The following is a 25,100-nucleotide window of genomic DNA, read 5'->3' as shown; positions in this document are numbered from 1 at the left end:
AATGCTTTCCCACTCGCCTGAATCCATCAGGACAAGTAATTCATTTTATTAGTGTTGCGAATGTTATCACTAAGAAAAAAAAGTAACAGTCGATTTTACCTATGAGAGCGATAGGTAAAATCTAAATCTGCTCATATTTTAGTCGGCAGTGACATTTGCGCCTTTTGGGCGCCCCATTATGCGGCAGAACTGACTGTATGCCTAGCCTGACGTGGCAGGTATTACCACCTAAGTGGTCGATAAAGAGACAAGATGGCGGGTATAAGCATGTTGCGGCTGTGAAAATAAGGTTTCCGTGTCCCCCTGCTCCACAACTTGCCCGTTTTTCAAGACTAACGTGTAGTGGCATAAAGATTTAACCACATTTAAATCATGGCTAATAAACAGGTAACTGAGCCCGTATTTTTCCTGCAGGGATTTTAAAAGCGACAGCACTTGAAACTGAACCGTGCGATCCAGTGATGAAGTCGGCTCATCGAGCAAAATAAATTCAGGCTTTAATACTAACGCGCGGGCAATCGCAATGCGTTGACGCTGCCCGCCGGAAAATTCATTCGGGTATCGGTGGCGAGTTTCAGGGTCAAGCTCGACCTCGCGCATCGCCTCACAGATTACCCGGTCTTCCTCCTCTGGGGACAATGCAAGGTGTACTTTCAGCCCTTCACCGATGATCTGCGCAACAGACATCCGCGGATTCAGCGCCGAAAAAGGATCCTGGAATACCACCTGCATTCTACTCCGGTACGGAAGCATACCTTTGCGACCTAACCGGGAAATCTCGTGACCATCAAACCGGATCACACCTTCGCTGCTGAGCAACCGTAAAATCGCCATCCCTGTGGTCGATTTACCCGACCCGCTCTCTCCGACCAAACCAACGCTGTGCCCGCGGCGCAGCACAAAACTCACATCCGTCACGGCTTTGATATGATCCTGTACCCGCTTAAGAACACCGCCTTTGATAGGAAACCAGACCCGCAGTTTTTCGATTTCGAAGACCGGTTCAACATTCCCCTTCACCGGCACAGGTGAACCGGAAGGATCGGAATGGATCAGTTTGATGGTGTAAGGATCTTGTGGGTTATCAAAAATCTCGCTGCGGCTGTTGGTTTCCACCACCTTGCCCAACTGCATGACCGCGACCCGATCGGCAATTTTTTTCACGATGCTGAGATCATGGGTAATAAACAACATCGCCATACCCATTTCTTTTTGCAGATTTTTCAGCAAGTCCAAAATCTGTGCCTGCACCGACACATCCAACGCTGTGGTTGGTTCATCGGCAATCAGTAAGTCCGGTTCGTTAATCAGTGCCATTGCAATCATCACGCGCTGGCGCTCACCGCCGGACAACTCATGAGGATAAGCCTGCAGCCTTTTCTCCGGATCGCGTATCCCGACTTTCTGCAGCCACTCCAGTGCCAGCTTTTCTCCGGCCTGTGGCCGCATACCGCGGTGAATGGCCAAGGTTTCGCAAAGCTGGCGACCAATTTTGTGTAACGGGTTAAGTGACATCATCGGTTCCTGGAAAATCATGCCGATATAATTGCCGCGTAACTGACGCATGTCCCGTTCACTGCAGTGCAGCATGTTTTTCCCGTCGTACAGTACCTCACCGGACAGATACCGGGCACTGGCTTTGGGCAACAACCGTAGGATGGCATTGGCCGTTACCGATTTTCCCGACCCGCTCTCCCCCACCAAAGCCAGCGTTTCGCCGCGCCGCAAGGTCAGACTGACATTGTCCGTTACCTGCGACACCGTTTTGCCGCTCTGAAACCCGACCGACAGATCTTTAATCGTTAACAGTGCTTTGGTCATAATTCCCATCTGACATAGTTTATCACTGCCATGAATTATCTTTGATGGTGGGGGTCGAAGGCATCGCGTACCGCCTCACCGACAAACACCAGCAAACTCAGCATCAGCGACAACACCACAAAAGCAGACAATCCCAGCCAAGGAGCCTGCAAGTTGGCTTTCCCCTGCGCCAAGAGCTCCCCCAATGAAGGGGAACCGGCCGGCAAGCCAAACCCCAGAAAATCCAGTGACGTCAATGTAGTCACCGAGCCACTCAGAATAAACGGCATCATGGTTAACGATGCCACCATGGCATTGGGTAACATATGCCGCAGCATGATGCGCCCGTCACCGACTCCCAGCGCTTGTGCCGCCCGTACATAATCAAAGTTCCGGCAGCGCAAAAATTCCGCCCGCACCACCCCAACCAGTCCCATCCAGCTAAACAGCACCATGATCCCCAGCAGCCACCAGAAATTCGGCTCGACGAAACTGGACAGGATAATCAGCAGGAACAAGGTCGGCATCCCCGACCAGACTTCAATAAACCGCTGACCGAATAAATCTGTCCAGCCTCCGTAATAGCCCTGACACGCGCCGACAATCACACCGATAATGGTGGAGATAATGGTCAGCGCAAATCCAAACAGAACGGAGATTCGAAACCCGTAGATGATTCTGGCCAGTACATCCCGCCCCCGATCATCAGTGCCGAGCCAGTTCACATGATCCGGCGGCGAAGGTGCCGGTCCCTCCAGGTTATAGTTGATGGTATCGTAGCTAAAGCGGATAAGCGGCCAGTAGATTTTGCCATCGGCTTCTATTAACTCCGCCACATAAGGGTCGGTGTAGTCAGCCTCAGACTGAAACTCTCCTCCAAAACGGGTTTCCGGATACGCGGTAAAAACAGGAAACAGCCACGCCGACTGATACCGAATCAACAGCGGCTTGTCGTTGGCAATAAACTCTGCGAAGAGACTGACGACAAACAGCAACAGAAAAAACCACATTGACCAGTAGCCGCGTTTATGTGCCCGGAAGCGCGCCCATCGCTCTCTTGTCAGAGGGTTCACAGCCATCAGCGTGCCTCAAAATCAATGCGTGGATCCACCAGGGTATAAGTGATATCCGAGATAATATTCAACAACAGGCCGAGCAGCGTCATGATATAGAGCGAGCTGAAGACCACCGGATAATCCCGTTGAATCGTCGCTTCAAAGCCCAGTAACCCAATGCCTTCCAATGAGAACATGACTTCAATCAGCATCGCGCCGGTAAAGAAAATACTGATAAAAGCCGCCGGGAACCCAGCAATGATAATCAGCATGGCATTACGAAACACATGCCGATACAAGATGCGCTGTTCGTCCAGCCCTTTCGCCCTGGCGGTAACGACATACTGCTTATTAATTTCATCGAGAAAGGAGTTTTTAGTCAGCATGGTCAGCGTGGCAAATCCCCCTATAACCATGGCCAGGATGGGCAACGTCAGGTGCCAGAAGTAGTCAGCAATTTGCTGATACCAGGCCAGCTCGTGGAAGTTGGCAGACACCAGCCCCCGCAGCGGAAACCAACTGACGTAATTGCCGCTGGCAAAAAAAATGATCAGCAAAATGGCAAACAGGAAGCCCGGAATGGCGTAACCGACGATCACCACCGCACTGCTCCAGACATCAAACCGGGAGCCGTGCCGGACAGCTTTGGTGATCCCGAGCGGTATTGAGACCAGATAAATGATGAGGGTGCTCCATAACCCCAGCGAAATCGACACAGGCAGCCGCTCAATAATCAGATCGATGACATTTCCGCCCTTAAACAGACTGTCTCCGAAATTGAAGGTGACGTAATTTTTGAGCATGTCGAAGTAACGCTCATGCAGCGGCTTATCAAAACCAAACTGTTTTTTTATCGCCTCCACCACTTCCGGATCCAACCCGCGCGAACCGCGATAACCGGATGCCTTTTCTGCCGGCTCGGGCGCGCCAACTTCTTTCCCGCCACCGGAAAAGCGCTCCATGATACCGGAGCCGTGCCCTTCCAACTGCGCCACAGCCTGCTCCACCGGCCCGCCGGGCGCAATCTGGATCACAAAAAAGTTAATGGTGATGATCGCCCAGAGGGTCGGAATCACCAACAATAAGCGCCGAATAATATATGCGGTCATACGCTAGCGCCGTTTTTCCGGTAGCTTGGCAACTTTGGCGGGATCAACCCACCAGGTATCTTTACCGAGCGCATATTTGGGTCGAATGGCTGGCCGCGAGAATTTATCCCAGCTGGCGACCCGAAACTGACTGATGTGCCATTGCGGAATGACGTAGAAATTCCACTGCAACACCCTGTCGAGAGCCCGTCCCAAATCCAGTAACTTGTCCGGGTTCTCCTGATTCTCGGCAATCTGTTCAGTCAGGTAATCGATAGCCGGATTCGTGACCCCGGCAGTGTTATAAGTACTGTCTAAAAACTTGCTGTTCCAGGCGATCAGCAAATTAGGGCTGGGGTAAGCATTTGCACTGTAGCCAGAAGACACCATGTCAAAATCCCGATCGCGTACCCGCTTAATATACTGGGTGGTATCGACAGTCCTCAGCCGCATATCTATCCCCAGTAGCTTGAGATTTTTCTGAAACGGAATCGCGATACGTTCTGTCGACGGACTGTACATCAGCAGCTCAAAGGTGAATGGCTCTCCGGATTTCACGTTAGTCATCACCTTATCCCGCACCTCCCATCCTGCTTCTTTCATTAGTACCAGCGCAGTACGCAACTGGGAACGGATACGGCCAGAGCCATCGGTCATCGGCGGCTGGTATTCCTCGGCGTACACCCTTTCCGGGATTTTCTCTTTGACCGGGGCTAAAACAGCCACTTCACCGGCAGACGGCAACCCTTTGGCTTCGTAGTCGGTATTTTGAAAATAACTGCGGGTCCGGGTGTACTGCTCATAGAACAGGGCCTTATTCATCCACTCAAAGTCCATGGCATAAGACAGTGCCTCGCGAACTTTCGGATTATTGAACACCGGACGCTGAATATTAAAGACAAACGCCTGCATCGCCTGCGGTATCTGATGCGGAATTTCTTCTTTTACAATAAAGCCTTTGTCAAAGTTGGGGCCTTCATACAGGGTGGCCCAGAATTTAGCGACGTTTTCTTCCCGGATGTCGTATTCCCCGGCTTTGAATGCCTCTAGGGTGACAGTTTCATCCCGGTAGTAGTCATACCGGACAGTCTCGAAATTATTGCGCCCCACATTAACCGGTAAATCTTTGGCCCAGTAATCTGGCACCAAGGTGTAGGAAACGCTTTGTCCCGGCTTGTAGTCACTGATTTTATAAGCACTGCTGCCCAGAGGTGGAGTGTTCAGCGGCTCACTCAGATCTTTATCCTGCCAATAATGCTTCGGTAATACATTCATTCCCTGCACCAACGCCAACAGAATCTCGCGATTCGGTTTGGTCATCTCGATACGGGCAGTCAGTGTGGACTTGGCGATAACCGATTTAACATCCTTGAAGTAAACCTTGTACTGCGGAACTCCCTGCGCCATAAATTTATCGAACGTAAAGGCCACATCCTCAGCGGTTATCGGGTGCCCGTCATGGAAACGGGCGGCCGGATTGATATCGACCTCCATCCAGGCATAGTCATCACTGTACCTGACTTTCTCCGCAATCAGAGGATAGGCGGTATCAATTTCGTCGGCGGCAGAATAAAAGAGGGTATCGTAGATGGTGTCGCTGCCAGCGGCTGACACCCCCCGCGAGGCATAGCGGTTAAAACTGTCAAAGGTCCCGACCTCGGCATAGACTACATTGCCGCCTTTTGGGGCCTGTGGATTCACATAATCAAAATGCGTAAAGTCCGGCGGGTATTTGGCGGTGCCAAACCCAACCAGAGCACGAGATTCAATGACGTCAGCCTGTGCGGCACCGGTCAGCAAGCCTATCATCAATACCGCCAAGGTGGTCTTTAACATCCATCCCTCCCTGTACATGACCTGACCTGACAAGCTGTTTTTGCCGCCTCGTAAACAAACAAGCCGGTACAACATCTTCATTTACGGCCAGATTTAAACGTCAGAAAAAGTCAACTTGGTATATTTTTACGATAGGCTACGATCCGGAAACCGACAAATTCCGCCGGTGTTCTCTGCGTTTTCTCTTCCTTTCATTCTTACAGTCTGAAACATCCATTTACCGTAGGTTACGTATAAAACCGGGTGAACACGTACCTTTTCGGCCTTCTGAAAAACCAGCTTGTCACAGGTAAACAGAGGTGCAAACACAGGAAGTTTCTTGTCTTATAGGGGCATGACGCCAGCAGTAATACCCAGCAAGAGTCTCGGGTTGCATGGTTTCAGTGATACATAGCATGAATATATGATGACGCCGAAAAACTGCTGCTTTCACGACTGGTAGGCAAAGCGGATAACAGCTAGAATTAAGCCGATTTGTAAAGTGACGGCAATGGGTCGATTCGCTGATAAAAGTGGATTTACGGCATCATGCTGCCTGTTAAACAGGCCATCAAGCGATGGAAAACACTCACATGTCAGCACGGAGTAGGATTGCACATGCCAGATAACACAAAATGTTATGGCAGATATCCCAGTGGATTTATTGAGCGTTTGAGCCGTAAATCCTGAAAAGACGGAGCAAAAACAAGCAAATGTTCATTTTATCGTAAATGAACTATGTCATGTTTGTCTAAATCAGTGATATACTCCCCCACCGAATAGTGACAGTAATTGTTTATAGAGAAAAACAATGACAGATTTATCTAAATACAGAAACATTGGTATTTTCGCGCACGTTGATGCGGGTAAAACTACCACTACTGAACGTATCCTTAAGCTGACTGGTAAGATCCACAAGATCGGTGATACTCACGACGGTACTTCTACTACTGACTTTATGGAGCAGGAAGCAGAGCGTGGTATTACAATCCAGTCTGCAGCAGTGAGCTGTTTCTGGAACGATCACCGTCTGAACGTAATCGATACTCCGGGACACGTTGACTTCACAGTTGAAGTATACCGTTCTCTGAAAGTACTTGACGGTGGTATCGGTGTATTCTGTGGTTCAGGCGGTGTTGAACCTCAGTCTGAAACTAACTGGCGTTACGCGAACGAATCAAACGTATCTCGTCTGATCTTCGTTAACAAACTGGACCGTATGGGTGCGGACTTCTTCAACGTAGTTGATCAAGTTAAAAACGTACTTGGCGCGACTCCACTAGTTATGACTATGCCAATCGGCCGTGAAGAAGACTTCGTAGGTGTTGTTGATATCCTGAACCGTAAAGCATACGTTTGGGATGACTCTGGTCTGCCAGAAAACTACGAAATCCAAGACGTTCCAGCTGACATGGTTGACGAAGTTGAAGCTTACCGTGAAGAGCTTGTTGAAACTGCTGTTGAGCAGGACGACGACCTGATGGAAGCTTACATGGAAGGTCAAGAGCCTTCTATCGAAGAACTGAAGCGTTGTATCCGTAAAGGTACTCGTGACCTGGCGTTCTTCCCTACTTTCTGTGGTTCTGCGTACAAAAACAAAGGTATCCAGCTTGTTCTGGACGCAGTTGTTGACTACCTGCCAGCTCCAACAGAAGTTGATCCTCAGCCACTGACTGACAAAGAAACTGGTGAGGCAACTGGTGAAGTTGCAACTGTATCTGCAGACGAACCATTCCGCGCACTTGCGTTCAAGATCATGGATGACCGTTTCGGCGCCCTGACTTTCGTACGTATCTACTCTGGTAAACTGGCTAAGGGTGACACTATCCTGAACGCCGCTACTGGTAAGACTGAGCGTATCGGCCGTATGGTTGAGATGCAAGCGGACGACCGTAACGAGCTGACTTCAGCACAAGCTGGTGACATCATCGCTATCGTTGGTATGAAGAACGTTCAGACTGGTCACACTCTGTGTGATCCTAAGCACGAATGTACTCTTGAGCCAATGATCTTCCCAGTACCAGTAATCTCTATCGCTGTTGCTCCTAAGGACAAAGGCGGTTCTGAGAAGATGGGTATCGCGATCGGTAAGATGGTTGCAGAAGATCCATCATTCCAGGTTGAGACTGATGAAGAAACTGGCGAAACTATCCTGAAAGGTATGGGTGAACTTCACCTGGACATCAAGGTAGACATCCTGAAGCGTACTTACGGCGTTGACCTGGTTGTTGGTCAGCCACAGGTTGCTTACCGTGAGACTATCACTAAGCCAGTTGAAGACAGCTACACGCACAAGAAGCAGTCTGGTGGTTCTGGTCAGTTCGGTAAGATCGACTACCGCATCAAGCCAGGCGAGCAAGGTTCAGGCTTCAAGTTCACATCAACAGTTGTTGGTGGTAACGTTCCTAAAGAATTCTGGCCTGCAGTAGAAAAAGGCTTCCAAGGCATGATGAACACTGGTCCTCTAGCGGGCTTCCCTGTTCTTGATGTTGAAGTTGAGCTGTTCGACGGTGGCTTCCACGCAGTTGACTCATCTGCAATCGCATTTGAAATCGCAGCGAAAGGTGCATTCCGTCAATCTATGCCTAAAGCTGGTCCACAGCTTCTAGAGCCAATCATGCACGTTGACGTGTTCACTCCTGAAGATCACGTTGGTGACGTAATCGGTGACCTTAACCGTCGTCGTGGTATGATCAAAGACCAACAAGCTGGCGTGACTGGCGTACGTATCAAAGGTGACGTACCTCTGTCTGAAATGTTCGGCTACATCGGTTCTCTGCGTACAATGACTTCTGGTCGTGGTCAGTTCTCTATGGAGTTCGCACACTACGCTCCATGTCCAGCGAACGTTGCTGAATCAGTAATCGCTGCTCAGAAAGAGAAAAACGCTAAGAAGTAATTGTTAAATTACTTTAAGTGTTAAAAAACCCGGTTGTTTCGGCAACCGGGTTTTTCTTTGTCTGAATGATAGTCTCGTTGCGTTTCGAACCCGCCTTCATGGCATGTGCACTCATGCAGTCCAAGCAGTCCAAGCAGTCCAAGCAGTCCAAGCAGTCCAAGCAGTCCAAGCAGTCCAAGCAGTCCAAGCAGTCAGGTTAATACTGGCAACAAAACATAAGGTACCAAGGCTTAAAATGACTGATATGCCAAGCTAAAGAACAAATAACGACTCAGCCTCCTTTCTTTCACCGCTATTCAAAGGTATCCAGAAATCGCTTTAATGCTGCCATATCCTTCACTCTAAGTTCCTGGCCCTGCTTTTCTATCAGATTCTTATCTATCAGCTCTTTGACTGCCCGGCGATAAACCCGACTAGATGTGCCAAACCGCTCTGCTTCAAGCCCGGATTTTTCAAACGCACCTAGCAATACACTTTCCTGCTGACGATGCCATAAGTCATAAGCAATGTTATAAGTAATTGGGTGCAAAAGGCGATGAGTCGATATTGCCAGTGAATCCTGATAATCAAACGCCAGTGCACTGGCAAAAAACAGTGAAAACTCAGGGCGCTCAGTCAGTAAGTCGGCGACCGCCTGCAGACTGATAACATCCACTTCAATTTGCTCTTCTGCTACCACACTCCATTGGCAAAGGGTACCGTTAAATAATTCCATTTCGCCAAAAATATGGTAATCACAATCAACTTCCCCCAGCTGAAAACGGCGTCCGTTCACCGCAGACATGTTGATGGAGACCTTCCCTCCAGACACAAGATACAGGCTCTCTACTACCTGTCCCTGTCTTAGAAGCACATCACCTGACTGGAAATACTGGCTGGCAATACGGCACCGATAAAACGCCTCACGAAATGCAGGATAAAGTGAGTTTAAATGCTCAGTAAACCGCCCTGTTGAATAAGGTTTTAATTGCATAGATACACAGCAAATGAATATTTGTAGAAAAGATACTTTGCATGCTAGCGAAACCACTCCGCTGGCACAATGATCTCAGTCGGTCACAATCACTGCCTCGCTTACCTCAAGCCCTAGCCCTTCATAGCTCGGAACTCAAGCAGTCAAAATAAAAACCAGACAAAATAAATCAAAACAGAGGAGAGAAACACATAAGGGAAAGAAACAAAAAATTCAGCACGAGGGGAATGCATTGGAAGCTGTGATTTTTGTTCATGACCATAAACGGCCTGGAAAAACACGCCAGATAAAAAGAAAGCCCGACACAGAGTCAGGCTTATTTTTACCAGCGTTAAGCCGCTATAACAGAGCAAATCGGCAACTTATTCGCTTCGCGGAGCATTCTGCTTTCAAAAGTCAGCAGGCTTATACTCATCTCATGCCACTAATCTCGTGCCACTAAGGCTGCGAAACCAACGCATGCAGGGCCGCTTTAACGGCAATTTGTTCACCCCGCATCAATTGGTCATCGTCATTGGCATACTGGCTCACGCCTTCCTGGACATCCTGCTGATAAAGCACCACATTATTTAGTATTGATGCCACTTTCAGCCCCCGCAGCTTACCCACCGTTAAAAGTGCCGACGTTTCCATGTCTGCGCCAAGCACGCCTTTCTGGTGCCAATAGCGGCAGATATTCTCTTCCTCATCGGTATAAAAACTATCATGAGAACGAACGATTCCCCGGTGGAACACAGCGCCACTTTGCTGCAGATACGATTCCAGAGCAACCAACAAGTGTGGATTAGCCACTGCAGGAAATCCGGCGTCAACGTACGCTTTCGAGCCCCCTTCGTCCCGGACCGCTCCTTCTGCCACAATCACCTCTCCTAACCCAATATCTGGTTGCAACGCCCCGGCTGAGCCTACCCGAACCAGATACCTGGCACCACACTTCACCAGTTCTTCAAGCGCGATAAGTGCTGACGGTGCGCCAATTCCAGTACTGCATACGGTGATCATTGTGTTCTGATACTGTCCCTGCATCACACGGTATTCGCGGTTTTCAGCCAGTAATTCAGGATTATCCAGCAAGGCAGCAATACGGTTGACCCGATCAGGCTCACCACAGACAATCACACGTTCCGATACCTGCTCAGCACTAACTGCGATATGGGGTTGTTTACTCATAGTCATACCGAAGCCTCAGGCGCCGCCTGTTGCGAGGGTTGTTTTTCTTGGTTCTGTTTCGCCGTTTTCATCCAGGCTCGGGTACCGTTTGCTGCAATAAATAGCAAAATCGCGTATTCCAGAGACAAGGCATACACACCCTGTGCCGCATAGATACCAACGCTGATTACGTTAATCACCACCCATAGGATCCAGTTTTCAACGTACTTACGAGTCATCAGGATCTGTGCTACAACCGACAATACCGTCATGGTCGAATCCCAAAACGGAAACGCATCCGGTTCCAAGACTGGATGAGCTAACTCAGCCCCAAACAGGTTGAGTGTATTAACGGCCAGTTTAGCCAGCATCGCAAAAAACGGATCAATATAGAGTGTCAGTAAAGCGATAGAACACGCACTGATTACTGCGGTTCCCAGCAGCTTCTGCTTGCTCAACCAACGAACCTCCAACCGCTCCCCTGTATCAGAAGCAGGTCGGGTCCACGCATACCAGCCATACACATTGGCGCAAAAGAAAAACAACTGAAGCAACAGGATGCCGTACAACTGGATTTGATAAAAAATAATGGCGAAAAGCGTGACATTAATTAACCCGAACAGGTAATTAATGGTTTTTTCCTGACTGGCGTACCAAATGCACAGTAAACCGAATACGGTACCAATCGCTTCGATCCACGACATCGCGTAACCACCACCTATAGGGATAGTTACCAGAGTATTGTTGATATCAAAAAAAGCGGTCAAGTCCATCTCATTACCCTTTTGTTATTGGAATAAAAACAGGTGCTATTGTAAACAGCACCTGTTTGAAAGGATGAGGACATTTGTCCGCCCGGGTTTGCCGGAGGTCATAAATCAGCACATTTGTGCTTTCTGATTGATATCGAGCTGATATAGAGTGGCATTTCGCTTTACTGACTAGATCTCGCTGACAGCGCCACAATGGGTTAGGTAGTTCATCAGACCATATTCTTTCAGCCATGCCAGTTGCTCCTCTCGCTTAACCAGGAAACGGCCGCTGTAATTAATACCGTTTGCAAACACACCTTCAATATTGTTGGTAGTGCGTGGCAGTACTAACATCCATTCCCGGGTCAATAACAGGTTATATGGTCGACATTCCCCCTTGGCATCTGGCCCAATATCCAAAGCCGCCAGAGCATGTAAATACATTTTATGTAAAGTGCAGGCATCAAACGCATCCATCAGATAACGCTCGTGTTTGAAAGGTAACTGACCGCTTTTAATCCTCGCTGCTAGCGGGATGTCTGTTTTAACCAGCTGCATATGACGATGAGCCTGACTGGCTCCGGCGACAGGGCCACAATTATAAAAGCCCAGTACGTCGTCCTCATCAAACCCGAGTATCCAGGCTTCAAAATCCGCGATCGTCAGTGCGGAAACCTGAGGGATAAACGCTTTGGAGCAAATCAGCAAATGGGGTGAAAGCACAGGAAACTTATTTAGCAGACACACATAGTTTTCACCGGCCTCGGCGACATACAAATCAGGTTCATAAGGTAAAAACGGGTTCACTTTTGCTTGGCTATCAATCGAGGCTTTACTCGCAATCGGCTTTTTCCCCGCATTGGCCGTCACAACATGGCCCAAAAAGCGAATATTGTCTTCCTCAATGACCAGAGCCTCAGTAGTGATCGGCATCAGCTCACCTAGGGCCAGCGCACGGGCAGCAACGCCCTCAGCCTTGTTCCAGAACATGCTTTCTATCCTTTTGTGTCTTATGCCTTCACTATACTCGTATTTTTAAAGCCTTATCTACCTTGATGCGAGGTAAAAACCTGCCTTTTTAGGCTGTAGCACGTTTATCTCATTTATCCTCTTTTACAGGGTCACAACCAAGATCAATGGTGTATTTTTAAGTTTACACTTTGAGATTTTACCTCTAAATCGATGTTTGCGCAGGGTATAGCCGCACCATATGAAAGTTTGTATTATCACTGCCATTGGATTTGCTGCTTTACCCTATTCCCTAAAGTACTCCAAAAGCAGCATGGAATCTTTGTTTGGTCACTGAGATTTCTATCGGCAATTTTGTTTGGTCGCATCTTGCCACTCCAAGCCAATAAAAAAGGCGTTTACCTAAGGTAAACGCCTCTTTCCACGATGCTTTTTGTTAGTATTTTGTTAGGTTTTATCGCCCAGTTAGATCAACTCGGCACCCAGCAGAAAACACCCGAACAGGAAGCTCAGTCCCATAGCCAGTTGGCCACCGCCTACCTGATAGATCATGCCGTTGGTATCTACCATGAAGTTTGATTCATCCTGTCCACGCAGTTTCACTGTCATTGCCATCGGAATGAAAATGGCCAGGAATACCAGAATGATGCCCGCGTAACCCAGTACAGCCAGGAACTTGTCCGCCGCGGCCAAGGCGCCAACCAATGGCAGAATAAAAGTGACGACATAAGTGACAGCTCGGTTCTGGCGTAAAATATCGCGGTTCTGATCAAACAGTGCCATTGCCACCCCCAGGAAAGACGTCAGCAGTGCCAGGCCGGTAAAGACCGACAGAATGACTTTGATCATGCTGTGTTGTGCACCCAATGCGGAGATAAGCTCAGAAACACTTGCAAAATCAACCATTTGTTCTGCACTTAGGTTGCCCATTGCTGCATAAAGCCACAACAGGTAACAAACCAGCGGAATCGATGAACCAAAGATCACCATGTTACGCAGCTCAGTATGGCTGGCGTCTTTGTTGTAAGTAACCAGAGAAGGAATCACCACCATAAAGCCGAAGCTGGTGAACAGGACTGAACTGGTTTTAACCAGAGCCACTTTGCTGTCACTGGTTGCAGTCATCAGGTTATCCAGAGAAATACCCGGAACCAATGAAAGCAGAGTCAGACCCAGCATCACCACCATAATGGCAAACAGCACACGGTTGATTTTATCGATAACAGCTGTACCAGCCGCCACCACTGCACCGGCAATCACGGTAAAAGCTATCTGGCTCTGTGTATTACTGACTTCAACATTCACACCTGCCAACAGTTTGTTGAGCAAATCCCCGGCACCGATGATATACGCCATCAGCAAACACACTAACAAGGCATATAACAGGCCATTCGTGACCAGTTGACCGCCCTTACCCAGCGTTTTACGGGCTATGGTATTCATACCAAGGCCGCCACCAGCTTTAATGCTGGCTTCCAGCAACAATAAGGCTGCATAGGTTGTACCCAGCCAGATCATCGCCATAAACAATGTGCCCCATACCAGACCAAACTGGGCCAGTACCATCGGGATGGCTAACATACCTGCACCAAGTGCAGTCCCTGCAATGATTAGAGAACTTCCAAGTAACTTCAGTTTCACAATGCTATCTCTTCTGTTGTGTCTGCTCGCCGCCAATAAATGACGCGACAATCCATTAATATTTATATAAGTGACTGATTTTTATGTATAAAAAATACAGCAACGATCAGTATAGGTGGTTATTTAAAAAACTGACCAAGTTGTAAAGCAGATACGCGACCGTAAAACTGGAAACTTTTGGAAGGAAAAGTGTAAAGAAAAGCGTTCGCTACGCGATGAGAGGTATGACTGAGGACAGGAAGCTGTGCGCATCCCGCAGACTGATTGTTCATTTATCGTACTCCAAAAAACGATATATCCCTGCATGTCAGGTATTCATCCAATGAATACCCTTATTTTGTTTGGTCAAGTAGCAACTTATATAGCTGAAGTACAAATCACAACAACCACAATTGAAATCTTAGATTCCAATTATGGCTGCCGTTGAGTGGTGGTTTATGACTTACCAGAAATAGCTCAGGAAGGATTGGCTGGTGTTAGTTTGCCATTTTACCGGGATGAGTGAGTAACACAGTGTCTACAGTGAGGCCTTTACGCACAACGACACTGTCGGCCTTATACGGGCGTGTTTCTATCAGCCTGGGCACGACTCTTTCCTCTTCAACAATTTTCACATATTGCAGCTGTCCGATACGATAGAGGCTTGATTGTGGAATCAGCAATACAGCCTGTTCACCTGTTCGAATTGTCACCCGGCCAAACATCCCGGGGTAAAGCTGCCTTTCCGGCTGAAGTGCGGATAAGGGTAAAGCCAGTTTAACAATCACACTGCGTGACCCGGTATCGGATGCCGGCGTGATCTCTTTTATTTCCCCTTCCAGTTCCTGTTTGAGAGCAGGCAATACCATCGGCCACCGCTGGCCCAGTTGCAATAAATGCCGCTCGCTGGCCGGTATCGAACTTTCCAGCATCAGCGTTTGCGGATTATACAAACTCAGCATGGCAACGCCGGGGGATGCAATATCCCCTTTGTGTACATTCTTCTGGGTAATGACTCCATCAAAAGGAGCCGCAATAATGCTGTAGCCGTAAGTGGTTTGTGCTTCTTCCAACGATGCCTGCTGCCGTTTCAATTCAGCCTGCGCGGTCTGAAGCGTACTCAGGGCATTATCCAGTTGTGATTGTGCCACCAGTTTCCGCGCCATCAGCGACTGCATCCGGTTATATTCTTTTCGGGCAACATTCAGTTGTGCCTGTGCACTGGCCAGTGCCTGCTCGGTCTGCCGTACTCTCGCATCCAGATCCAGGTTGTCCAGTCGTAACAGAATATCACCAGCCTTAACCTTGTCCCCCACATCCACCAGCACATCAGCCACCTGCGCAGTGAGACGGGCCGACAATGTCGCTTGCTGATCTGCCACTATGGTTCCGGTGTAACTTTGCTGAACCGGGATTTGCGTCATACTGACTTTGACAGTTTCACGACCGGCAAGCGGCTCCCCGGGTAGTGCCTGGTTCTCCGTTCCCAATTTAGTGACAAAGCCACCGGAAATGGCGAAAAATAATACGCCGAGCGCGGTAAACGCGGCGACTGTCAACAGACCTTTTTTCCTGTTCATTCTCCGACTCCTTCCTCAGCCACTGGTCACGGCTTGTTCTTCATTGCTTTCCACATTTTGCGCCGGGTCAGTATTCCGCTTGGCTTCTGGCTCATTTTCGCCGAGGCCAGGAGGCAGCCCATGGCCCGGCTGATTAACATATGCCAGGTGATAGACCACCGGAATCACTAACAATGTAAATAATGTTGAGGCCGAGATACCAAAAATTATCGCCCACGCCAGCCCGTTAAAAATCGGGTCCAGCGTAATGACCACATTACCGAGCAGCGTGGTCCCTGCGGTCAGCAGTATGGGGCGCATCCTGACGGCACCCGCCGTGATCAACGCCGACTGCAGTGCCATGCCTTCTCGCAGAGACTGATGAATAAACTCAATAAGTACCAATGAGTTACGAACAACAATCCCGGCAAGTGCAATCATCCCAATCATCGCGGTTGCGGTAAACAATGCCGGATTCGGAATGCCGTTGATTTCCGTTGTACCTACATTATTGAGCAGCCAGAACCCCGGCATAATACCGATAACAGTCAATGGTATGGCCAACATGATGATTCCCGATACCGCAGGCAGCCCGGTTTGCAGCACCATTACAATAAACACCCCGAGCAACGCAGCACCATAGGCAATCCCGAGATCACGGAAAACATCTAACGTAATTTTCCATTCCCCTTCTCCATTCCAGACAACGCTGATGTCTTGAGGTAGTGTCCAGGTATCACCTCCTCCATTGCTGAGGTAAGTCCGCTCAGTCAGAGAGCGTATCTCGGTTGTTGCACCAGCCGACACATTGTCTGTGGCCTGCAAATCAGTCATCACATCCACCACGACCTCAGCCGGCACACGTCCCACCGCTTCAGCAAACACATAGACGACGGGTTTGAGGTTTTTACGCATAATCGGCTGCAATGCGCTGACTTCAATAAACTCACCCAGTTCCGACAGCTGCACTAACGGCTGGCCGGCATCCACCACCCTGCCATGCTCCACGCGCTTGGCAATACCCGGCATCCCGCGGACATAAAGGTTCTCCAGCACACTAAGATCATCACGCTGGTTGCGCGGCAGGCGAATAGTGATAGGCAACGGATTAATTTCATGCTCGTCCTGCAGATAACTGACGATCCCCCCCACGTTCGCAGCGGCCAGCGTCTGGTTGATATCGTTCACCGACACACCGGATAACGCGGCTTTTTCCTGGTCTACTTTGAACTGCCAGGTCATCAACTCGCCTTGAATCGTGGTATCTGTCTCTGCTACCAGCGGTTCTCTGGCTAACCTTTCGGCTACCCGGCGGGCGGCTTCCTGAAGCTCTGAATAAGATGTGTGAGGTTGGCCGTAAACTTCCGCGACAACAGTCGCAATCACGGGAGGCCCCGGCGGCACTTCTACCAGCTGAATGTCCGCCTTATGCCGCCTGGCTATGGTCGTCAAATCGGCACGCAGCCGTGTAACAAGTTCATGAGACTGCTGCTGACGTTGATGCTTTTCGGCCAGTACAATACGCAGTTCCCCCTGATGTGGTTGACTTCGCATGAAATAGTGCCGAACCATCCCGTTGAAATCCATCGGCGAAGCAATTCCTGCAAAACCAGACACTGAAACCACTTCAGGCACCGACTTCAAGTAATCTGCAAAATCAGCCATCGTATTCGATGTCTGCTCTACACTGCTGGTTTCAGGCATGTTCAGCACCAGTTGGAATTCGTTCTTGTTGTCATAGGGCAGGAGTTTCAGCGGGACAATACGCAGCGCAGGTAACATAGCCGCCAGGACGAACGCCAGCCCAACCGCAATCAGGAAAATCACACTGTTGCGCTTTTTCGACAACAGCGGAGCCAGCACCCTTGCGTACACCCGATAGAGCAAGGTGTTTTCCACCTGATAAGCACCGGACTTCTGCGCGGTGTTAAGAATATGTTTTGCCAGCCAGGGAGTAATGAGAAACGCCACCACTGTACTGAACACCACACTGACCGGCACGTTAAATGCCAGCGGCGCCATGTATGGCCCCATCATTCCGGTAATAAAAAACATCGGCGTAAAAACGATGATGATCGCGACCGTCGACATGAGCAACGCGCTGCGAATTTCACTCATTGCCAGCGCTATCGCCTGAGATTTCGCGAGCCCTTTGCGTTTCAGAAAGCGTTCAATGTTATCGATACTGGCAATCGGGTCATCGACAATCAGGCCCAGCGCCAGTATTAAGGCAAACAACGTCACCCGGTTGATGGTGTAGCCAAACGCCAAGTCCATCGCCAGTGCAGCACCATAGCTGATCGGAATTGCAATACCGACGACAATGGCAGCCCGCCAGTTCAGAAACACCCCGACAAACACGACAACCGTCAGAATAGACAGTCCGAGGCTCGACACCAGATTGCCGACTTTTTCATTGGCTGTGTCACCGTAGTTACGGATCACAGACACTTTCACATGCGGCGGAAACTGGCTGGCAGCCATGTCGTTAAGTAATTCCACGACATCGTCGGCCACCCAGACAGCATTGCTGCCTGCCTGTTTGGCAATGGAAAGGAACACGGCCGGATAAGGTTCGCTAGGTAACTGAGCCTGCGGATTTGCCGACGAATTCTCCTTCACATTTGCGGATGAGCTCGCCAAGTGTCCGGTCTGGACTGCCGCCGGGCCCCAGCTAAACCAGGTTTGATTGTCCGCTTCTTCCGGCCCATCTGTCACAGTGGCGATATCGCGTAAATACACGGGATGTCCGTTAATGACGTTCACGACCGTGTCAGCCACATCCTTGGCGCTTTGCAGGAACTGGCCGCTTTCAAGCTGGAAAACCTGCCCTTGTTGATGCACCGTACCCAATTGCTGATGCTGATTGGTCAGCGCAAAGGCCCGCTGAATGTCTTCCACCGTTGTCAGTCGGCTCGCCATGGCCTGTGCATCCAGGGCAATCTGAATCACACGCGGGCTTCCCCCGACTACGGCCACTTTATTGGTGTTATCCAGAGCTTGCAGTTGATTCACCGCCTGCTCGGCAATACGGCGTAATTCTGCATTGCCCACCAGCTCAGGTCGGGTACTGTACAACGCCGCAACCAGAATCGGCACATCATCGATTTCTATCGGTTTGACAGACCATTGCGTAACTGAAGGGGGAACTAAATCGAGGTTGGAGTAAATCTTGTTGTAGAGCTTGATCAGTGCTTCTTCCCGTTGTTCACCAACGTAAAAGCGCACAATCACCTGTGCTGCGCCCTTCATAGAGGTTGAGTACACATCCTCTACCCCGTCTATTTGGGTAAGCAGCTTTTCAAGTGGCTGAGTGACCTGATTTTCAACCTGAGAGGGTGTCAGTCCCGGCGCCTGGATGAGCACATCGGCCATCGGCACGATAATTTGCGGGTCTTCTTCACGCGGAGTCAGCCACAGGGCCGCAGCTCCGGCAATCAGAGCCAGCATGATTAAAATAGGGGGGAATAAGCTATTGAGAAACCGGCCGACAATGCCTTGCCTGACCGGTTGTTGCTCACTTGGTGCATTATGACGACGGCCTTCGTTACCTGAGGCCTGCCTGACTTTACCTGTCATCGTCTTCCCCTCTCTCTTGCCATTTCGGCCACACCTCACTGTGCCAGCGCCATGTAGGCTGCCGTTTTGGTTCCGCGCTGGTGCCGACTTCAGATTCCGGTTTTAGCGCAGGTTTCAGTTCCGGTTTCAATGTCATTGCCGGTTACATGGCTGACTATATGGCGATTGCTCTGCCGATTAACACGAATTCCGGCATCTTTGGTCTAGATTAGTCCAATCAACGCTATTAGGCTGTTATCTCTACAACTTTTTCCCGTTTTGATGCCCAAATTGTGCTCAACACAATGCCCAGTATCATACTGACAACAAACACCAGCATTTCAAAACTGCCACCAGACAGAGATGTTAAAGCGGGTCCCGGGCAGATACCGGCGATTCCCCATCCCAGACCAAACAGCACCGAACCAGCAATCAACCGGCTATCAATGTCTTTCTTCTTACTCAGGTGAAACGTCTGTTCACAAACCGGCTGTGGGCGCTTACGGATGATCAAAAGATAGGCTGGCGCAAATACCAGCAATGCCCCAACCATGACAAAGGCCAGGCTTGGGTCCCACTCTCCGGCCAGATCCAGAAAACCCAGAACATTCACCGGATCAACCATTCCGGACACCATCATCCCCATGCCAAACAGAACACCGGAAAACAAAGCAATCAAACTTGAAACCAAACGTGCAGACATGTGGACCTCTTACAGATGAAAGCGTACAAACACAGTGGCAATGGCCGTTGCCATGAACACCATAGTGGCAACCAGTGAACGTTTAGAGAAACGTCCCATTCCGCAAATACCGTGCCCGCTCGTGCAGCCATTTGCGAGTTTAGTACCGATACCCACCAGCAACCCGGCTACCGCCAGTAACCCCAGAGAGGAAACCGGCAAGGCCTGTGGCAAAGAAAAACCCATTAGCGGTGCGCACAACCCTGCGGCCACCATGCCGATGACAAACAGAAGTCGCCACGACACATCACCTTGTTGCGGTTTCAAAATGCCGCCCAGAATGCCGCTGATACCAGCCACCCGGCCATTAAACAGTAACAAGATAGTTGCGGATGTTCCCAACATCATTCCACCGAATAAGGCATGCCAAGGCCACGTTTCCATTTATCTCTCCAAGCAGGTCTATGATTAATTCTGCTTAAGAGGTTACCGGACCACCACTTTTAGTCAATACTAATTTAGCTAAAAATACATTAGACAATGCTAATTTTTAAATTTATAGTAAGGCTAACTGAAACGGATATCGAGGAGTATGAAAATGACGTTAGAAAATGCAGTGCGTGTTTTTGCCGGAATAATGGTGCTCCTGTCCGTCGCCTTGACTTTATGGGTCCATCCTAATTTCTTCTGGCTGACCGTGTTTATAGGTGCAAACCTTATTCAAAGTGCCTTTACGGGCTTTTGCCCGGCAGCCATGATCCTCAGCAGGCTGGGGTTTTCTAATGGTCCGGTCAGGTAAACCTGTTTAACACGAGCCGGCATGAGGCCGGCTCGTTCAATTCTGTATTAATGGAGCGAATGATGACAAAAATTCTGATTGTCGGTGGGGTTGCGGGAGGCGCATCAGCAGCGGCACGAGCAAGGCGTCTGAGTGAAGACGCTGAGATCATCATGTTCGAACGTGGTGAGTTTGTATCTTTTGCGAACTGTGGTTTGCCATACCACATCGGTGGGGATATTCAGGACCGCAGTAAACTGCTGCTTCAGACACCGGACAGTTTCCTGGCACGTTTTAATGTGGATGTCCGAGTATTCAATGAAGTCACCGGTATCAATCGGGAAAACAAAACCGTTACGGTTAAAAACCTGATTGACGGTCAGGAATACACCGAAAGCTATGACTTTTTGCTGCTGAGCCCGGGCGCTGGGCCGATCGTTCCGCCAATTCCCGGCATCAACAACCCGCTGACGCACTCCCTGCGTAATATCCCGGATATGGATAAAATCATCCAGACTCTGCAAATGAACAAACCCGAGCATGCCACGGTTGTCGGCGGCGGGTTTATTGGTCTGGAAATGATGGAAGCCTTCCACCAGCTGGGGATTCCAACCACCCTGATAGAAATGGCCGATCAGGTCATGACCCCGGTCGACCGCGAAATGGCCGGTTTTGTTCATAACGAGATCCGCAACAAAGGCATCGATCTGCGTTTGGGGGTGGCGTTACAGTCCGTAGAATTTGTTCCCAGCACTTCTGTTGCCAACCGCAATGCCGGTGAAACGGATGAACATCAGCACCTTGAAGGAGAGCTGAATCTGGCCCTGAACAACGGTGACACCCTGACCACTGATATTCTGATCATGGCAATTGGTGTCCGCCCGGACATCAAGCTGGCACAGGATGCCGGTTTGCAGATTGGCAGCACCGGCGGTATTTACACCAACGAATACATGCAAACCAGTGACCCTGCGATTTACGCTGTGGGCGATGCGGTAGAAGAAACCGATTTTGTCACCGGCAAGCCAACCCTGGTTCCTTTAGCGGGACCAGCGAACCGTCAGGGACGCATTGCAGCAAACAATATGCTTGGTCGTCAGGAAAGCTATCAGCGCACACAAGGCACCGCGATTTGTAAAGTGTTTGATATCGCGGTCGGCTCAACCGGTAAAAACGAGAAGCAGCTTCAGCGTGAAGGGCTGGCCTATGAAAAGGCATATGTCCATACCGCCAGCCATGCCAGCTACTACCCCGGCGCAGAAGTGGTTTCACTGAAGCTGTTGTTTGATCCGCACAGCGGCAAAATTCTGGGCGCTCAGGCGGTCGGTAAAGACGGTATCGACAAGCGTATTGATGTTCTGGCGGTGGCGCAGCGAGCAGGTATGACCGTCGAGCAACTGCAGCACCTGGAGTTAACCTATGCTCCGCCATACGGCAGTGCGAAAGACGTGATCAACCAAGCGGCATTTGTCGCGACCAATATCCTCAAAGGTGACGCGACGCCGATTCATTACGACGCGATCGATCAGCTCAGTGATGATCAGATTCTGCTGGACGTTCGTAATCCGGGTGAGCTAAGCAATGTCGGCTATATCGATGGTGCCATCAATATCCCGGTAGATCAGCTACGTCAGCGTATGGACGAGCTGCCAAAAGACAAAGAAATCGTGATTTACTGTCAGGTGGGTCTGCGAGGAAACGTTGCGTATCGTCAACTGGTAAACAATGGCTATAAAGCCTGTAACCTGATTGGTGGATACCGGACCTGGTTAACGGCCAAGCAATAATTGCCCCGTACCGCCACTACCACGTCCCCTGCTAACCACATGATGGCAACGAATACTGCAGTTGACTGTTTAGGTTAAGTGACGGAGAAGAATAAAAAGGCCTGATGCATATGCATCAGGCCTTTTTGCCGTTATTAATGGTATTGGTATCAACTTTTACTGCCTTTGTACTTATCGTCAGACTTTCCTTTGCCCTTGTTGTCATACTTCCCGCCAGAGCTATCGTCTGAGCTGTTATCGTACTTGCCGCTGTACTTGTCATCCCCGTATTGATCGTCGGAACTGTCGTCGTACTTATCACTGTACTTGTCATCGCCGTATTTATCATCGGAGCTGTCGTCGTACTTGTCATCACCGTAATGATCATCGGAGCTGTCGTCGTACTTGTCACTGTACTTGTCATCGCCGTACTGATCGTCGGAACTATCATCGTACTTGTCATGATACTGACCATCTTTGTAATAATGATGGCGATACCAGTCGTACGGATACTTAGGCTGGAATTTTTTCAGGTCCAGCACTAAGAGGCAGTCAAAATAGATGCCATCACCGACACTCTCGTAATATTCAGAGCGATCAACTAAACAGGATGCACGCACCGATCCTTTGTGCCAGGCGTAATCACCACTGGTTTTGATGATCCCGTTTTTATCATTAGACGCCCCGGTAAAATGGGTGATGGTATACCCGTCATAGGTCTTCGTTTCCTGCAGAACGGGCTGAACCGTTGTTTGCCCCCGAGTAACCACAAGACCTCCCGACAGATACAAGAATGTCGTACCAATCAGTTTCGAACCGTCACCTTCTGAGGTCACTTCTGACCAGCATTTAGTGGCACTACCAATTACGTCACCGGATATGATCTCTTTCACCTCAAGATCAAAACAGTAAGCAGAATCGGGCTTTTTATCCCCGTCGTAATCCGGGACTTCCTTTTCGTACATATAACCTTTACCGGCCACACGCAGAGCTAACCGTTTGGCCGAATCATCATCACTGTAATCGTCGCTTCCGTCAGAGGTGGTTTCATAATAGGTGGTGGTCGTCTTACCGTTGTAAGTGGTCGTCACTGATTCAGTATAAGTCGTGGAATGTCCTCCCCCGTTTCCGTAACTGCTTTTTTCATAACTACTTTTGTCATAACTACTATTGTCGCCACTGTCGTATTCACTTCCTGAAGCCAAGCCTTGGCTCGCATAACTGAGGCAGCATGCCGTCAGTGCGAGCGTTATTTTGTTCATTCTCATCGTTATACTCCACATACTTCTGTGGTATCACGGAACAGTGTTTAGCCAACAGACGGGGCACCTCACCAGCACTACAACAATGTCTCACTGGCGAGATACACCTGAGTAACGGGATAAGTGTAGATGACTTAAACTGGCCTTCACGGCGAACTCGTCGCCTGTCTCGCCGGTTAAAACGATGCTGATTCATAACGTTGAAGGTGATTTTCACACTTGAAACGGTTCTGAATTTCGCATCGCATTCTTACAAATAAGACAAAAGTGGCATAAAAAAGCTCGGCATCCGCCGGGCCAGATACGTTTAATCTGTGATTCAGAGATGCATGTGCCCTTCCCGACTTTTCTTCGGATTGGGACCAAATTCGTTGCTGTCCGCCTGGCTGTCCTGAACAAAGAAATACAGCAGAACCAGAAAACCGATCACCGGCACCAGACCAATCAACATCCACCAGCCACTTTTATCAATGTCATGCAAACGACGCACACCAACAGCAATTGAAGGCAGTAAAACAGCCAGAGAATAGACAGAACCAAGTAACCCGGCACCTTCTGCCGAGCCTGGAGTACCTAACCGGGTATCCACCCAGGACAGCACCACACTGATCACGATATTGACCAAGAAGAAATACCAATACTCTTTACGTCGTGCTCGTCCTTTAAAAACCGCATACTTCTTAAGCACATAAAGATACCAGTTCATAATTTCATTCATTGCATTCATCCACTTCTTACTGATGGCTGTGTGCTAAAAGTATAATCTGAATCAAGGTTCTTAATTCTCTGATCTCATACATTGTTTCGTCATATTTTTTGTAAGCTTTTTGATGAACCGATTAGCTTTGATATCAAGTGAGTCCACTATGAAGATTCTTCCTCTTCTCCTTCTTCAGATTGCATTGTTTGTGGGTTTTGGCTGGGTGCAGGCAACACCGGAACTTGGCGGTAGTGTTTATTCGCCGGACAAGGGCGTCATTTGCGACAAAGTTTCAGGTTTTTGTGTGGATCAGTATGGTATTTCGATGGGGTTTACTAAAGAGTTTCTGGGTCAGGACGCTGAAACCAAGCTGATGGAAAAAATCAATCAGGCCGGAACAGAGAAATTTGACGCTGCCCGCTACACCTTCAGTAATAGTGTGTACTGCGATTCTGAGCAGCGCACCTGCTTTGAGGACTACGATTCCGATAATCTGGCCTCAGATTATATTCAGATTCTTTTTCCGGAATAAAACGCCCCTCAACCCCACCAGCGATCCAGCACACCACTTCACAGCGGTTTTGTCTTAAGTATTGGCAATCGTGTTGGCAATCGTGAATGCAGCTCGCCCCGTCCATTGGCGATAAATAGCCTGCCAACGACTAAGATAAGCCG

20 protein-coding genes are annotated in these 25,100 nt (G+C 49.3%); 5 read left to right on the top strand and 15 right to left on the bottom strand.

All coding sequences use genetic code 11. From position 1 onward, the window contains the following. Window positions 1-228 precede the first annotated feature (228 nt). The 4 genes from FH974_RS06795 to FH974_RS06780 are packed head-to-tail and all read right to left on the bottom strand — an operon-like array spanning window position 229 to window position 5,779. A complete protein-coding gene (locus FH974_RS06795) occupies window positions 229-1,821 on the bottom strand; it encodes an ABC transporter ATP-binding protein (RefSeq protein ID WP_207103602.1) in 1,593 nt (530 codons plus the stop codon). Window positions 1,822-1,856: 35 nt separating this feature from the next. Continuing rightward, window positions 1,857-2,879, bottom strand: a complete 1,023-nt coding sequence (locus FH974_RS06790; protein ID WP_207103601.1) for an ABC transporter permease — start codon at window positions 2,877-2,879, stop codon at window positions 1,857-1,859. Further along, window positions 2,879-3,964 (bottom strand): microcin C ABC transporter permease YejB, encoded by a 1,086-nt coding sequence (locus FH974_RS06785; protein WP_047883558.1) that lies wholly within the window; start codon window positions 3,962-3,964, stop codon window positions 2,879-2,881. The genes FH974_RS06790 and FH974_RS06785 overlap by 1 nt, the downstream gene beginning before the upstream one ends. Window positions 3,965-3,967: 3 nt before the next feature. Then, window positions 3,968-5,779 carry an extracellular solute-binding protein gene (locus tag FH974_RS06780; protein ID WP_047883557.1) on the bottom strand — a complete coding sequence of 604 codons (1,812 nt, stop codon included), beginning with the start codon at window positions 5,777-5,779 and terminating at the stop codon, window positions 3,968-3,970. 790 nt (window positions 5,780-6,569) lie between these two features. On the opposite strand from FH974_RS06780, the gene fusA reads away from it, so the two are divergent. Then, the gene (fusA, locus tag FH974_RS06775; RefSeq protein ID WP_047883556.1) at window positions 6,570-8,657 is read left to right on the top strand and encodes an elongation factor G; all 2,088 of its coding nucleotides are present in this window, start codon (window positions 6,570-6,572) and stop codon (window positions 8,655-8,657) included. Between the two features lie 292 nt (window positions 8,658-8,949). Here fusA and FH974_RS06770 read toward each other — a convergent pair whose 3' ends face one another. The 7 genes from FH974_RS06770 to FH974_RS06740 form a co-directional block, all read right to left on the bottom strand. After that, the gene (locus FH974_RS06770) at window positions 8,950-9,630 is read right to left on the bottom strand and encodes a Crp/Fnr family transcriptional regulator (protein ID WP_047883555.1); all 681 of its coding nucleotides are present in this window, start codon (window positions 9,628-9,630) and stop codon (window positions 8,950-8,952) included. A gap of 438 nt (window positions 9,631-10,068) precedes the next feature. Then, a complete protein-coding gene (locus FH974_RS06765; RefSeq protein WP_047883554.1) occupies window positions 10,069-10,800 on the bottom strand; it encodes a nucleoside phosphorylase in 732 nt (243 codons plus the stop codon). A gap of 2 nt (window positions 10,801-10,802) precedes the next feature. Further along, the gene (gene pnuC / locus FH974_RS06760) at window positions 10,803-11,552 is read right to left on the bottom strand and encodes a nicotinamide riboside transporter PnuC (protein WP_047883553.1); all 750 of its coding nucleotides are present in this window, start codon (window positions 11,550-11,552) and stop codon (window positions 10,803-10,805) included. 168 nt (window positions 11,553-11,720) lie between these two features. Continuing rightward, window positions 11,721-12,521 carry a DUF4922 domain-containing protein gene (locus FH974_RS06755; protein ID WP_047883552.1) on the bottom strand — a complete coding sequence of 267 codons (801 nt, stop codon included), beginning with the start codon at window positions 12,519-12,521 and terminating at the stop codon, window positions 11,721-11,723. 444 nt (window positions 12,522-12,965) lie between these two features. Beyond that, a complete protein-coding gene (locus tag FH974_RS06750; protein WP_047883551.1) occupies window positions 12,966-14,141 on the bottom strand; it encodes an amino acid permease in 1,176 nt (391 codons plus the stop codon). A 476-nt stretch (window positions 14,142-14,617) separates the two neighbouring features. Continuing rightward, entirely contained in the window at window positions 14,618-15,700 is a 1,083-nt protein-coding gene (locus FH974_RS06745) for an efflux RND transporter periplasmic adaptor subunit (RefSeq protein ID WP_207103600.1), read from the bottom strand. Between the two features lie 15 nt (window positions 15,701-15,715). Next, a complete protein-coding gene (locus tag FH974_RS06740) occupies window positions 15,716-19,129 on the bottom strand; it encodes an efflux RND transporter permease subunit (protein ID WP_242551876.1) in 3,414 nt (1,137 codons plus the stop codon). A 209-nt stretch (window positions 19,130-19,338) separates the two neighbouring features. Here FH974_RS06740 and FH974_RS26315 point away from each other — a divergent pair, with 209 nt between their 5' ends. Then, window positions 19,339-19,470: a hypothetical protein gene (locus FH974_RS26315; protein WP_277991781.1), complete on the top strand. Its 132-nt coding sequence runs from the start codon at window positions 19,339-19,341 to the stop codon at window positions 19,468-19,470. A 14-nt stretch (window positions 19,471-19,484) separates the two neighbouring features. On the opposite strand, the gene FH974_RS06735 is transcribed toward FH974_RS26315, so the two are convergent. After that, window positions 19,485-19,940 carry a YeeE/YedE family protein gene (locus FH974_RS06735; protein WP_207103598.1) on the bottom strand — a complete coding sequence of 152 codons (456 nt, stop codon included), beginning with the start codon at window positions 19,938-19,940 and terminating at the stop codon, window positions 19,485-19,487. 9 nt (window positions 19,941-19,949) lie between these two features. Beyond that, the gene (locus FH974_RS06730) at window positions 19,950-20,363 is read right to left on the bottom strand and encodes a YeeE/YedE family protein (RefSeq protein ID WP_207103597.1); all 414 of its coding nucleotides are present in this window, start codon (window positions 20,361-20,363) and stop codon (window positions 19,950-19,952) included. A 154-nt stretch (window positions 20,364-20,517) separates the two neighbouring features. On the opposite strand from FH974_RS06730, the gene FH974_RS06725 reads away from it, so the two are divergent. Together FH974_RS06725 and FH974_RS06720 are read left to right on the top strand one after the other, a co-directional pair. After that, window positions 20,518-20,718 carry a YgaP family membrane protein gene (locus FH974_RS06725; protein WP_047883547.1) on the top strand — a complete coding sequence of 67 codons (201 nt, stop codon included), beginning with the start codon at window positions 20,518-20,520 and terminating at the stop codon, window positions 20,716-20,718. A gap of 62 nt (window positions 20,719-20,780) precedes the next feature. Then, window positions 20,781-22,484, top strand: coding sequence for an FAD-dependent oxidoreductase (locus FH974_RS06720; RefSeq protein WP_207103687.1), 1,704 nt, complete (start codon window positions 20,781-20,783; stop codon window positions 22,482-22,484). Window positions 22,485-22,633: 149 nt separating this feature from the next. Here the strand turns inward: FH974_RS06720 and FH974_RS06715 are convergent, their stop codons facing one another. Together FH974_RS06715 and FH974_RS06710 are read right to left on the bottom strand one after the other, a co-directional pair. Continuing rightward, window positions 22,634-23,731, bottom strand: a complete 1,098-nt coding sequence (locus tag FH974_RS06715; RefSeq protein WP_207103596.1) for a hypothetical protein — start codon at window positions 23,729-23,731, stop codon at window positions 22,634-22,636. Window positions 23,732-24,044: 313 nt separating this feature from the next. Continuing rightward, complete coding sequence (locus FH974_RS06710; protein ID WP_047883648.1) at window positions 24,045-24,431, bottom strand: DUF805 domain-containing protein; 387 nt, start codon at window positions 24,429-24,431, stop codon at window positions 24,045-24,047. A 160-nt stretch (window positions 24,432-24,591) separates the two neighbouring features. Here FH974_RS06710 and FH974_RS06705 point away from each other — a divergent pair, with 160 nt between their 5' ends. Beyond that, the gene (locus tag FH974_RS06705) at window positions 24,592-24,957 is read left to right on the top strand and encodes a YcgJ family protein (RefSeq protein WP_053061709.1); all 366 of its coding nucleotides are present in this window, start codon (window positions 24,592-24,594) and stop codon (window positions 24,955-24,957) included. The last annotated feature ends 143 nt before the right edge of the window (window positions 24,958-25,100 follow it).

Source organism: Photobacterium ganghwense (genome assembly GCF_017329545.1).
Classification (GTDB): Bacteria; Pseudomonadota; Gammaproteobacteria; order Enterobacterales; family Vibrionaceae; genus Photobacterium; species Photobacterium ganghwense.
This window is presented reverse-complemented; position numbering and strand designations above follow the sequence as displayed.